At 71.6% G+C, this 12,611-nt stretch carries 10 protein-coding genes and 1 pseudogene; 9 read left to right on the forward strand and 2 right to left on the reverse strand.

All coding sequences use genetic code 11. From position 1 onward, the window contains the following. Positions 1-321 precede the first annotated feature (321 nt). From LUZ64_RS17750 to LUZ64_RS17785, 8 genes and pseudogenes are all read left to right on the forward strand, one after another. On the forward strand, positions 322-1,563 hold the full coding sequence (locus tag LUZ64_RS17750) for an amidohydrolase family protein (RefSeq protein ID WP_232390191.1): 1,242 nt from the start codon (positions 322-324) through the stop codon (positions 1,561-1,563). Positions 1,564-1,723: 160 nt separating this feature from the next. Next, complete coding sequence (locus tag LUZ64_RS17755) at positions 1,724-2,701, forward strand: TIGR03619 family F420-dependent LLM class oxidoreductase (RefSeq protein WP_232390190.1); 978 nt, start codon at positions 1,724-1,726, stop codon at positions 2,699-2,701. Positions 2,702-3,098: 397 nt separating this feature from the next. Beyond that, positions 3,099-3,888 (forward strand): annotated as a pseudogene (locus LUZ64_RS17760) (SDR family NAD(P)-dependent oxidoreductase). A gap of 141 nt (positions 3,889-4,029) precedes the next feature. Then, positions 4,030-5,154, forward strand: a complete 1,125-nt coding sequence (locus tag LUZ64_RS17765) for an LLM class flavin-dependent oxidoreductase (RefSeq protein ID WP_095583428.1) — start codon at positions 4,030-4,032, stop codon at positions 5,152-5,154. Between the two features lie 207 nt (positions 5,155-5,361). Next, positions 5,362-7,116, forward strand: a complete 1,755-nt coding sequence (locus tag LUZ64_RS17770) for an N-acyl-D-amino-acid deacylase family protein (RefSeq protein ID WP_095583427.1) — start codon at positions 5,362-5,364, stop codon at positions 7,114-7,116. A gap of 276 nt (positions 7,117-7,392) precedes the next feature. Continuing rightward, the gene (locus LUZ64_RS17775; RefSeq protein WP_095583426.1) at positions 7,393-9,012 is read left to right on the forward strand and encodes an APC family permease; all 1,620 of its coding nucleotides are present in this window, start codon (positions 7,393-7,395) and stop codon (positions 9,010-9,012) included. 229 nt (positions 9,013-9,241) lie between these two features. Continuing rightward, on the forward strand, positions 9,242-9,652 hold the full coding sequence (locus LUZ64_RS17780) for a hypothetical protein (RefSeq protein ID WP_095583425.1): 411 nt from the start codon (positions 9,242-9,244) through the stop codon (positions 9,650-9,652). 101 nt (positions 9,653-9,753) lie between these two features. Next, positions 9,754-10,854 (forward strand): class I SAM-dependent methyltransferase, encoded by a 1,101-nt coding sequence (locus LUZ64_RS17785; RefSeq protein WP_095583424.1) that lies wholly within the window; start codon positions 9,754-9,756, stop codon positions 10,852-10,854. Here the strand turns inward: LUZ64_RS17785 and LUZ64_RS17790 are convergent. Both LUZ64_RS17790 and LUZ64_RS17795 read right to left on the reverse strand, forming a co-directional pair. After that, on the reverse strand, positions 10,817-11,047 hold the full coding sequence (locus LUZ64_RS17790; RefSeq protein WP_211305116.1) for a DUF397 domain-containing protein: 231 nt from the start codon (positions 11,045-11,047) through the stop codon (positions 10,817-10,819). The genes LUZ64_RS17785 and LUZ64_RS17790 overlap by 38 nt on opposite strands. Beyond that, positions 11,037-11,906, reverse strand: a complete 870-nt coding sequence (locus LUZ64_RS17795; protein WP_095583423.1) for a helix-turn-helix domain-containing protein — start codon at positions 11,904-11,906, stop codon at positions 11,037-11,039. Before LUZ64_RS17795 ends, LUZ64_RS17790 begins: the two co-directional genes overlap by 11 nt. Before the next feature lie 270 nt (positions 11,907-12,176). On the opposite strand from LUZ64_RS17795, the gene LUZ64_RS17800 reads away from it, so the two are divergent. Beyond that, positions 12,177-12,596 (forward strand): DUF6415 family natural product biosynthesis protein, encoded by a 420-nt coding sequence (locus tag LUZ64_RS17800; RefSeq protein ID WP_095583422.1) that lies wholly within the window; start codon positions 12,177-12,179, stop codon positions 12,594-12,596. The last annotated feature ends 15 nt before the right edge of the window (positions 12,597-12,611 follow it).

Here is a 12,611-nt window from a genome sequence, read left to right on the forward strand (position 1 = left end):
ACGAGTTCCGCCGCGGTGGCGGTGCGGCCGCCGCGCAGCAGCAGCGCGGCCAGGAGCGCGCGCTGCTGGGGCGAACCGGTGTGGAGGAGCTCCCCACCGCGCCGGGCCCGCACGGGCCCGAGCACGGTGAAACGAAGCTGCTGCCCGTGCCCTGTATCGCCGGCCATTGTGACCCCCTGCTTGTCCCGCTCGGTCGCACCGGCCAGTCTGCCTTGTTCGGAGCCTCTACGTCAGCAGGGGTCCGGCCTCTCCACAAGGCCTGCCACAGACCGTCGCACCAGCATGCTGACGGGCCGTCAGTTCGTCGCTAACGTGTCAGCCATGGCGAGCTTCCCCAAGATAATCTCGGTGGACGACCATACGGTCGAGCCTGCTCACGTCTGGCGGGACCGGCTCCCGGCGAAGTTCCGCGACGTCGGACCGCGAATCGTCAGGGCTCCCGTGAAGGAAATGACCTTCGTCGGCGGCAGATTCGCTCCGGTCATGGGGGCCACCGGGGACGAGGGCCCGGTGGCGGACTGGTGGATCTATGAGGATTTGCACCGTCCGCTCACGCGGCTGGATACCGCCGTCGGATACTCCAGGGACGAGGTCCGGCTGGAGGGAATCACCTACGACGAGATGCGTCCAGGGTCCTACAGCGTGCCGGAACGTTTGGCCGATATGGATCGCAACCATGTCCAGTCCGCGCTCTGCTTCCCCACGTTCCCGCGCTTCTGCGGGCAGACCTTCGCCGAGGCGAAGGACCGTGAGCTGGGCCTGCTGGGCGTCCGTGCCTACAACGACTGGATGGTCGAGGAATGGTGCGGCCCGGACGCCCGCGGACGCCTGATACCCCTCACCCTCGTCCCGCTGTGGGACGCGGACCTCGCCGCCGCCGAGGTGCGGCGCAACGCCGCCCGCGGCGTACGGGCCGTCTGCTTCTCCGAGATCCCGCCGCACCTGGGCCTGCCGTCGGTCCACGGCGACGCGTGGGACCCCTTCCTGAGAGCCTGCGACGAGACCGGCACGGTCGTCGCGATGCACATCGGCTCCTCCTCCCGCATGCCCTCCACCTCGGCGGACGCGCCGGCCGCGGTCGGCTCCACCCTCACCTTCGCGAACTGCTGCTTCTCCCTGGCGGACTGGCTGATGTCCGGGGTCTTCGACCGCTTCCCGGGCCTGCGCGTCATGTACGCGGAGGGACAGATCGGCTGGATCCCGTACATCCTGGAACGCGCGGACGCCGTCTGGGAGGAGAACCGCGGCTGGGGCGGCATCGACGGCAAGGTGCTCCGCCCGCCCTCCGAGCTCTTCGCCGCGCACGTGTACGGCTGCTTCTTCGACGACGCCTTCGGCCTGCGCAACCTCGACGCGATCGGCGCGGGGAACGTCCTCTACGAGACGGACTACCCGCACTCGGACTCGACCTGGCCGCGTTCCCGGGAGGTCGCGGAGGAACAGATGGGACATCTGGCGCCGGACGTGGTCGAGCGGATCGTGCGCGGCAACGCGATCGAACTGCTGGGGCTGACGGAGGAGGGGCTCTGGGCGGGGGCGGGGGCGGGGGCCGGGAGTGCGTGAGGTGGGGCGGGGGAGTGGGGACGGGCGTGGGGACGGGGCCGGGTACGGGCGTGAGGGCAGGGGTGGGCGCGGCGTCGGGGACGGGCGTGAGGGTAGGGACGGGCGCGGCGTCGGGGGAGGGCGTGAGGGGGGCTGCGAGGGAGGCCGTGAGGCTGGCGGAATGCAAGATTCCGGTACGCCGCGCACCGGACTCCGCGTACTGCCCGGCGACCGGCTCTCGTACGGCATGCAGGTGCCCGTCACCTCCCTGAGCACGCTCTACGCCGAACCCTGGGAGGTCGAGGCCGGCCCCCGCGAGCTGCGGCGGATCGCCCGCGCCGCCGACCGGCTCGGCTTCGCCTACCTCGCCACCTGCGATCACGTCGCCGTCCCCACGAGGCTGGCCGCCGCCATGGGGACCGTCTGGTACGACCCGGTCGCCACCCTCGCCCACCTCGCCGCCGTCACCGAGCGGACCCTGCTGCTCAGCCATGTCGCGGTCGCCGCGCTGCGGCACCCGCTGGCCCTCGCCAAGCAGTACGCCACCGTCGACCGGCTCGCGGACGGACGGCTCGTCCTCGGCGTCGGCGCCGGGCACGTACGGGAGGAGTTCGAGGCGCTCGGGGTGGACTTCGCGCGGCGCGGGGCCGTGCTGGACGAGACGGTCGACGCCCTGAAGGCGGCCCTGGGGCCGGCGGAGTTCCCCGAGTTCAGCGGCCGGCGCTTCGCCTTCCGCGGCCTCGGCCAGGGGCCCCGGCCCGCCCGTACGCCCCGGCCGCCCCTCTGGGTGGGCGGCTCCTCGCCCGCCGCGCTCCGCCGTGCCGCGCTCCGGGGTGACGGCTGGCTCTCCCAGGGCGACCGGCGCGAGGTCCTGCCCCGGCGCGTGGCGACGCTGCGCAGGCTGCGCGAGGAGGCCGGGCGGGACGGCCCCTTCGCGGTGGGCGCGATCGCGGAGCCGCTGTACGTGGGGACGGCCTCCTGGGACACGGGGGTGGGGACGCTCACGGGGGCGGCGGGGACGGTGGCGGAGTCGTTGCGGGTGTACCGGGGGATGGGGGTGGATCAGGTGCAGGTGCGGTTCCGTTGCCGGGGGGTGGGGGAGTTGCTGGAGCAGATGGAGGTGTTCGCGGGGGCGGTGGGGCCGCTGCTTGTGGATTAGCGGCGGGGTGGGGGTTGGGGGGCGGGGTTCGGTGGGTGGCGGGTCGGTGTGCCCTGCGGGCGGCTTTTTCCCCAGCCCCGCCCCTTCCCGGAACCGGGGGCAAGCCCCCGGGCCCCCTTTCCGTGCTGACGCGCGGTGGCCTCAAACGCCGGCCGGGCTGGATTTCGCACAGGTTGCCCTCCCTGAAAAGGTCCGAGCAGCCGCATTCCAGCCCGTCCGGCGTTTGAGGACCGGGGTCCGGGGCGGAGCCCCGGTTCGGGAAGGGGCGGGTAGGGGAAAAGGCCCCGCGCAGCGGCACCCCCGCACCCGACCCCCGCACCGCCCCGGCACCCTCACCCCCGCACCGCCCCGGCACCCTCACCCCCGCACTCACCCCCGCCCACCCCCAGGAGCCCCCATGGCAGCACTGAACGGCCGCGTCATCCTCGTCACCGGCGCCGCCCGCGGCCAAGGCGAACAAGAGGCGCGTCTTTTCGTCCGCGAGGGCGCGCGTGTTGTCCTTACGGACGTACTCGACGAGCAGGGGAAGGCCGTAGCCGCCGAACTGGGCGCGGACTCCGCCCTGTACGTCCATCTGGACGTCGGCGAGGAGGGCGACTGGACGGCGGCCGTCGCCGCGGCCAAGGAGGCCTTCGGCAAGCTCGACGGGCTGGTGAACAACGCCGGCATCCTCCGTTTCCACGAGCTGGTCCGCACCCCGTGCGAGGAGTTCCTCGAAGTCGTCCGCGTCAACCAGCTCGGCACCTTTCTCGGCATGCGGGAGGCCGCGCCCGAGCTGGCCGCCGCCGGGGGCGGGACGATCGTCAACACGGCCTCGTACGTGGCGCACGCGGGCATGGCCGGGCTCACCGCCTACGCGGCCACCAAGGGCGCCGTCGTCGCGATGACCCGCGTCGCCGCCCTGGAGCTCGCCGGGCGGGGCATCCGTGTCAACGCCATGTGCCCGGGCGCGATCGACACCCCCCATGAGTAACCCGGCCCTCCTCGCCCCCGGCGCCGACCCCGTGCGGGTCGCGGAGGGCATGGCCGGGTTCTACCGGAAGCTGGTGCCGATGGGTCGCGCCGGGCGGCCGGAGGAGGTGGCGCGGCTCGCCTTGTTCCTTACGGCGGACGACTCCTCGTACGTCACCGGGCAGCAGTTCGTCGTGGACGGCGGCTGGCTGGCCGGGGCTCCGCTGCCCTCGTGACGGCGGTACCCTCCGCCGGGTCCCTGCGATGTCTTGACGGTGCCCCGCACCGGTGCCAGAGTCTGGAGATCTGACGGAGAGTCAGAAAACTGTCAGACCGCTGCCAGGAATCCGTCAGGGATCTAGGGACGGTGAACCTCCTTGGAATTCGGGATCTTCGTGCAGGGCTACGTACCGGCCGACCGGTCGCGGACCGACCCCGAGGCCGAGCACCACGCGCTGATGGAAGAGACCGAGTACGTCATCCAGGCCGACCGGTCCGGCTTCAAGTACGCATGGGCCTCCGAGCACCACTTCCTGGACGAGTACTCGCACCTCTCCGCCAACGACGTCTTCCTCGGCTACCTCGCGCACGCCACCGACCGCATCCACCTCGGCTCCGGCATCTTCAACCCCCTGCCCCAGGTCAACCACCCCGCCAAGGTCGCCGAGAAGGCCGCCATGCTCGACCACCTCTCCGGCGGCCGCTTCGAGTTCGGCACCGGCCGGGGCGCGGGCAGCCACGAGATCCTCGGGTTCATGCCGGGCGTCACCGACATGAACGTCACCAAGGAGATCTGGGAGGAGACGATCGCCGAGTTCCCCCGGATGTGGCTCCAGGACGAATACCAGGGCTTCCAGGGCAAACACTGGTCGCTGCCGCCGCGGAAGGTCCTCCCCAAGCCGTACGGGAAGGCGCACCCGGCCATGTGGTACGCGGCCGGCTCCCCCTCCTCGTACGAAATGGCCGCCCGTAAGGGTCTCGGCGTGCTCGGCTTCAGCGTGCAGAAGGTCGCCGACATGGAGTGGGTGGTCGACTCCTACAAGACGGCGATCGAGGAGGCCCGGCCCGTCGGCGCCTTCGTCAACGACAACGTCATGGTGACCTCGACCGCCATCTGCGCCGAGACCCACGCCGAGGCCGTCGCCACCGCGGCGCGCGGTGGGCTGCACTACCTTCAGTCGCTCCTCTTCCGCTACCACGACACCTTCCCCCGCCCCGAGGGCATCCCGCGGTGGCCCGAACTGCTCCCGGAGTACACCGAGGAGATCATCGAGCTGCTCATCGCCGAGGAGCTGATGATCTGCGGCGACCCGGACGAGGTCTTCCGCCAGTGCAAGCGGTGGGAGCAGGCGGGCGCCGACCAGCTCGCGTTCGGGCTGCCGGTGGGGGTGCCGTCCGAGGAGACCCTGCGGACGATCCGGCTGATCGGGGAGCACGTCATCCCGAAGATCGACACGGATCCCCTGCACCGGACGACGCGGCTGCGCCGGGCGGCGGGCTGACCGGGCCCCCATGCGTCGGGGCGGTGCCTCCCGGGTCACCGCCCCGACTTCCGGCCGGGCGCGCCCTCAAGCCCGTAAGAGCCCGGCCGCCCCGACCGGCGGTCCTCCGGTCCCGGCCGCCCCGACCGGCGGTCCTCCGCCCCGGCCTGCCGTCCTCCGGCCCCGGCCGTCCTCCCCCGCACCCGACAGAGACCGAGGTGAGCCCTCATGCTCGACCACCTGATCAGGCGCGCCACCGTCGTCGACGGCACCGGAGGCCCCTCCTACACCGCCGACGTGGGCATCCGGGACGGCAGGATCGCCCTCATCGGGCGGTCCAGGGTGCACGCCGGGCGGATCGGGGAACGGGCGCGGACCGAGGAGGACGCGAGCGGGCTCGTCCTCGCCCCCGGCTTCGTCGACCCGCACACCCACTACGACGCCCAGCTCTTCTGGGACCCCTGCGCCACCCCGTCCCTCGGCCACGGCGTCACCACCGTCGTCGGCGGGAACTGCGGCTTCACGCTCGCGCCCCTCGACCCCGCCCGGCCCGGCGACGCCGACTACACGCGCCGGATGATGAGCAAGGTCGAGGGGATGTCGCTGGCGGCCCTGGAGGAGGGGGCGCCCTGGAACTGGTCGACCTTCGGGGAGTACCTCGCGGCGCTGGACGGGCGGATCGCCGTCAACGCCGGCTTCATGGTGGGACACTGCGCGCTGCGCCGCCACGTCATGGGACCCGGCGCCGTGGGCGGCAGACCGGACGCCGGGCAGCTCACGGCGATGACGGGCCTGCTGCGCGACGCGATGGACGCGGGCGCCTGGGGCCTGTCCACCACGCAGTCCACCACCCACTCGGACGGCGACGGCGAGCCCGTCGCGTCCCGGCACGCCCTCCCCGACGAGCTGCTGGCCCTCGCCCGCGCCGTGGGCGCGCACGAGGGCACCCAGCTGGAGGCCATCGTCACCGGCTGCCTCGACCGCTTCTCCGACGCCGAGATCGACCTGCTGACGGAGCTGACGGCCGCCGCCGGCCGCCCCCTCAACTGGAACGTCCTCACCATCGACGCCGCCGTCCCCGACCGCGTGCCCCGCCAGCTCTCCGCGAGCGCCCGGGCCCGCGCCGCGGGCGGCCGGATCGTCGCGCTCACCATGCCGATCCTCACGCCCATGAACATGTCGCTCGGCACCTTCTGCGCCCTGAACCTCATACCCGGCTGGGGCGACGTCCTCGCCCTGCCCTTGCCCCGGCGCATCGCCGAGCTGCGCCGGGCGCCCGTGCGCGCGGAGATGCTGCGCCGGGCCCGGAGCGAGGAGGCGGGCGTCTTCCGGCGGCTGTCGGACTTCGGGCGGTACGTCGTCGGGGACACGTACGCCCGCGAGAACGAGGGGCTCACCGGCCGGGTCGTCGAGGACATCGCCGCCGAGCGCGGCCTGGACCCCTTCGCCTGCCTGGTGGAGATCTGCGCCGCCGACGAGCTGCGCACGGTCCTGTGGCCGATGCCCACGGACGACGACGCCGCGAGCTGGGAGCTGCGCCGCGACACCTGGGAGCACGAGGACGTGCTGCTGGGCGGTTCGGACGCGGGGGCCCACCTGGACCGGATGTGCGGGGCGCCGTACACGACGCGCTTCCTGGGCGACTGCCTGCGCGGGCGGAAGCTGGTGCCCCTGGAGACGGCCGTAAGGATGCTGACCGACGACCCGGCCCGCCTCTTCGGCCTCCGCGGCCGGGGCCGGATCGCCGAGGGCGCGCACGCGGACCTGGTGCTCTTCGACCCGACCCGGATCGACGCGGGCCCCGCCTCGCTCGTCCACGACCTGCCCGGCGGCGGGCCGCGGCTGGACTCGCGGGCGGTGGGCGTGGTGAGCGTGCGGGTGAACGGCGTGGAGACGGTGCGGCACGACGTGACGACGGGGGCGCTGCCGGGGAGGGTGCTGCGGTCGGGGAGGGACACGGAGACGGTGGGGACCGGGGGTTGAGGGACGCCTGCCGAGACCGGCCGACGGGGACCGGGTGCTGAGACGGCCCGGTGTCGCGGAGCGGGCCCGGGAAATTTTTGAACCGGGACAAAAGGGGTGCCGCTGCGGTTCCCGTAAAGCGGCCGGACCGGCCCGTCCCCTTGGTGTTACCTGTCGTAACTCATGGATGACCTTTCTTTGCCAGGTCAACTCGCCGTGGAGGGTGCTACGTTCAAGGTTCGAAAGCTGGACCGTGAGACCCGGGATGCGGAAACAGCAGCGCTTAACGTCCTGCCCATGGTTCAGACAGCCCCGCGGCCACGGGCCGGAGACACGGTAATGAGCGTCGCCCGCCGCAGACGGCGCGGCGGAAGACCCGGCCCCGCCGGCGGGAGCGCCGGTGCCGCGGCCGGGGGCAAGGGTCTCAGCGGAAACTCCGTCGGGTTGCTCGGCAGCGCCGTCATCGGCATCTCCACCGTCGCGCCCGTCTACTGCCTGACCTCCACCCTCGGTCCCACCGTCGGCCAGGTCGGCGTCCAGATGCCCGCCGTCTTCCTGGCCGGCTTCCTCCCGATGCTGCTGGTCGCCTTCGCCTACCGCGAGCTGAACAAGGCCGTGCCCGACTGCGGCACGTCCTTCACCTGGACGGTCCGGGCCTTCGGCCCCAAGGTCGGCTGGATGTGCGGCTGGGGCCTGGTGATCGCGACGATCATCGTGCTGTCCAACCTCGCCGGCGTCGCGACCTCCTTCTTCTACCTCCTCCTCGGCGAGCTCACCGGCAGCGACGCCGTCGCCGCCCTCGACGGCAACCGGCCCGCGCACGTGGCGACCTGCCTGGCCTTCATCGCGCTCGCGACGGCCGTCAGCTACCGCGGGATGACCGCCACCAAGGGCGTGCAGTACGCCCTCGTCGGCCTCCAACTGGCCGTGCTGGCCGTGTTCGTCACCATGGCCCTGATCAAGGCCCGCTCCGGCGACCTCTCCCTCCCGGCCGGGTCGATCGGCTTCTCCTGGAGCTGGCTGAACCCCTTCGCCGTGCAGTCCTTCGCGGCCTTCACCGCCGGTCTGTCCCTGTCGATCTTCATGTTCTGGGGCTGGGACGCCTGTCTGACGGTCAACGAGGAGACCGAGGGCAGCGACCGTACGCCCGGCAGGGCGGCGCTCATCGCCATGGTCGTGCTCGTGGGCTCGTACCTCCTGACCGCCGTCGCCGCCCAGATGTTCGCCGGTGTCGGCGACGAGGGCCTGGGCCTCGGCAACCCCGAGACCGCCGACAACGTCTTCGCCGCCCTCGCCGACCCCGTCATGGGCACGGCGCTCGGCGTCCTGCTCTTCGTCGCCGTCCTGGCCTCGGCCGCCGCGAGCCTCCAGACGACGTTCCTGCCGGTCGCCCGCACGGTCCTGGCCATGAGCGCCTACCGGGCCCTGCCGCCGTCCTTCGCCCGCGTCCACCCGCGCTTCCGGTCACCGGGCCGCGCGACCGTCGCGGCGGGCATCGCCACCGGCGTCTTCTACGCCGTGATGAGCTTCCTCAGCACCAACGTCCTGATCGACACGATCTACGCCCTCGGGCTGATGATCTGCTTCTACTACTCGATCACCGCCTTCGCCTGCGCCTGGTACTTCCGCGGCGTGCTCCGCGACTCCGTGCGCGACGCGCTCTTCAAGGGGGTCTTCCCCGTGCTGGGCGGGCTCCTCCTGGCCGCCGTCTTCTGCAAGACGCTCTACGACATGTGGGACCCGGCGTACGGCAGCGGCAGCTCCGTCCTGGGGGTCGGCTCGGTCTTCGTCATCGGTGTGGGGCTGCTGCTGATCGGTGTGGCGCTGATGCTGGTGATGCGGTGGCGCCGTCCGGCGTTCTTCCGGGGCGAGGTGCTGACGGGGGCGACGCCGGTGTCGGTGGTCGTCGGCGAGTGAACGTACGGGGCGGACGGGACCGGTGAACGCACGGGGCGGAAGGGACCAGTGAACGTACGGGGCGGACGGGACCAGTGAACGCACGGGGCGGACGGGGCGGATGGCGCGACCCTGCCCTTGTCCCCTCTGTTCCGGCCATGCTCGGTCACGGCTCTGGCCGAGCCCCCGGCGGATGGGCAGGATGTCCGGCTGACGGCATCCTCGACCTCATCACAGGGGGAGACAGCCCATGAGAACCCGCATACGCACCAGCCTCGCCTTGGCCGCCTCGGCGGCGGCCGTACTCGCCGGCGGGCTCGCCGCCGCCGGCCCGGCGGCGGCACAGTCCGGCGTCACGGCGGCGAGCTGCCAGCCGAAGAAGACCATCACCGTGTCGGGCGGGAAGGCCGAGTACACGGAGTGCCGGCGCACGTCCAACGGCAAGAAGCAGAGCAGCGTCATCCTGACCCTGTGGGACCGTGCGTATTGCGCGAATCCGTTCGCCCGGGTGCTGATCGGCTCGTACGACGTGACGTTCACCCACTTCGACCCGTATCTGTCCGACGAGAGCCGGGAGTTCAAGACCGGCTGGCACAACGGGGCCGACGCCAAGGTGTGGCTCGACGTCCGGCGCACGTGCCACGGCGGGGACCTGGTCTGACGCGTCCGGGAGACCTTCCGTGCCGCGGGGTGCGCCGTCGTGACGGCCGCGCACCCTGCGGCATTCGCCGCCCCCCACACCACAGGGAGTACCGGGAATCCATGAACCGTACCCAGGAGGTCGCCCGGCGCCGCGCCGGATACCAGCGCGAACTCGCCCTCGGCACGGACCGCTTCCACGCGCCGAAACGCACCACGTGCCCCTGGTGCGGCTCCTCCCGGCTGCGCACGAGGCTGCGCACCGTCGATCTGCTCCAGCACAAGCCCGGCACCTTCGTCGTGGACCAGTGCGGAGACTGTTCCCACTCCTTCCAGAACCCCCGGCTCACACCCGAGGGGCTGGACTTCTACTACCGGGACTACTACGACGGCCTCGGCGTCGCCCACGCGGACTGGCTCTTCGGCCCCTGGGGCAGCCGCAAGCGCTACCTCGCCAGCGCCCGCGCCCTCCTCCCGTTCGGCGCCCCCCGCCGCTGGCTCGACGTCGGCACCGGGCACGGGCACTTCCCCGGGGCCGCCCGTACTGTGCATCCGGGCACCGTCTTCGACGGGCTCGACCGCAGCGCGGGCGTCGAGGAGGCCCGGCGCCGGGGCCGGATCGCCGAGGCGTACCGCGGCGGCCTGACGGAACTCGCCCCCGAACTGGAGGGGCGGTACGACGTGGTGAGCATGTTCCACTACCTGGAACACAGCATCGACCCGCGCGCGGAACTGGCCGCCGCGAAGGCCCTTCTCGCCCCCGGCGGCCGCCTGATCATCGAGGTACCGGACCCCGAGTGCGCGATGAGCCGGGTCCTGGGCCGCTGGTGGATCCCGTACCTCCAGCCCCAGCACCTGCACCTCTTCCCCTTCGCCAACCTCCGCCGCGAACTGGAGTCACTCGGCTTCACCGTCGTCGCCGTCGAACGGCACGAACCGCACACCGCGGTCGACCTGACCTGCGCGGCGGCCCTCGCCCTCGGCCACGTCCTGCCACCGGCCGACGAGCCCTGGCACGCCCATCCGCCGACCGCGCCGCGGCGGATGGCCCGGGAGGCGCTGTTCTGGTCGGCCTTCCCGCTGCTGGCCGGCGTGTACGGCCTGGACCGGCTCCTCGCGCCGCTCCTGAGCCGTGCGGGGTTCTCGAACGCGTACCGGATTGTTGTGCGGGCCCCTCACGGGCGGTTCAGCGTCCCAGGCGGCCCGCCCGCACCTCGCGGATGAACGCGGACCAGGATGCCGTCGGCACGACGAGGGCGGGGCCGTGGTGCTGTTTGGAGTCGCGGATGCCGACGTGGCCGGTCAGCGCTGCGATGGATACGCAGCCGGCGCCGGTGTTGTCTCCGCTGTAGGAGGACTTGAACCAGGCGGTCTCATCTGCCAGGTCGAGGGCGGTCAGCTGTGTGTTAGTCGACATCGATCTCTCTCGCCAGTCGGTGGAGGAACTCGGCGGTCTTTACCGGCGCCAGGGCGCTCTCGCGCATCGCGTCGAACCTTCGGGCGTAGAGCCAGACCTCGCGCGGCTTGTCGGACACGGTCATGACCTGTGGGCCGTCCTCCATGACCACGGGGTCGAGCTTGGAGTCGAAGTCCAGGATCACGAAGTTCGCGCTTGCGCGGTACGTGACGAGGTTCTGCGGAAGGATCTGGACCGTCACGTGATCGAGTGCTGCTACCCGCTCGATTTCTTCGTACTGTTCCCGCATGACATCCGGGCCACCGATGACGCGGCGGAGCGCGGCCTCGTCAATGATCACTCGAAGTTCGATCGGGTCGTCGCCGTGCACGATCTCTTTCCGCTTCATGCGGAGGGCTACGTTCTCCTCGACGAACTCGGTTGTCCTCTCGTCAACCGGCTTCGCCGTCATGAACATGGCCCGGGTGTAGCTTTCGGTCTGTAAGAGCCCGAAGACAACCTGCGAGTGCCATGCGCGCATGGTGACGGCGTCGGATTCCAGCCCCGCGTAGAGCAGGGCGCCCGATGGCATGAAGTTTTGGTACGGGCGGTACCAGTCAGGACTGAGCGACTCTCGGTGGAGCGTCAGCAGGGAGTCGCGGTCGTTCCGGTCGGTTACGCCGTAGAAGTCGAGCAGGTCTTCCAGATCGCGGACACGCGGAAGCTGGTTGTGCCCGGACTCGACCCTGTTGAGCTTGGTGTCCGAGCTCTCGATGGCTGCGGCGGCTTCCTTGGTGCTGTACCCCTTCTTCTCCCGAAGGCGGCGGAGCTCCTTGCCCAGCTCCCTCCGACGGAACGTCGGACCGCGTCGTGCTGCCACTTTGAGCCCTCCCGGTGCTGTACCCGGTGTCGCGCCTCCGTACCCCGTTGGCGCGTTCCTGTTGGTCCTCGGCAAGCCCCTGTCGGCCCCCGAACTCGCCCTGTTGGCAGTGTTCCAGCTGTTGTACCCGGTCCTGCAACCCATGCCGGAGCTTTGTCATATGCCAATTTTCCCCGGAATGTTGGCCCGGCTTGCGGCCGAAGTCACGGCTGCGGGACGGTGATTCGGCCACCGAGACGCATCCCGTCACTCTCGTGAAGGAGCCGCCCCATGCCCGCCTTCTCCCGCACCGGACACCACGTCGGAGAGCTCGCCCCTGTACGTCCTCAAGCCGCTGCCGGCCCCCGTCGGTCCGCCATCGAGGAGGTGATCCGTGAAGCCCTTTCCATGGACCGCCTCCTGCCCACCCCCGACCGCATGCGCGTGCTCACCACCCGCCTGCTCGCCTTCGTAGGGGCCGCGGCCACCGCGCTGGAGGAGTCCGTGAACGACCTGCCCATGGACGACCCGGTACGGCGGGACGCCCTCGCCGTCGTCAAGGAGGCCCGCTACCGGCGGGGGATCGGGCCCGGGGACGGGTACGGCTCGGCGATGGTGTTCACGAGGAGCCTCGGGCAGGCCACCGACGCGCTGGTCCGGCAGCAGCGGCGGCTCGCGCACGACCAAGGGGGTCGCGATTCCGTTGGTTGAGGCCGCCTACCGGTC

The organism is Streptomyces albireticuli (genome assembly GCF_021228125.1).
GTDB lineage: Bacteria > Actinomycetota > Actinomycetes > Streptomycetales > Streptomycetaceae > Streptomyces > Streptomyces albireticuli.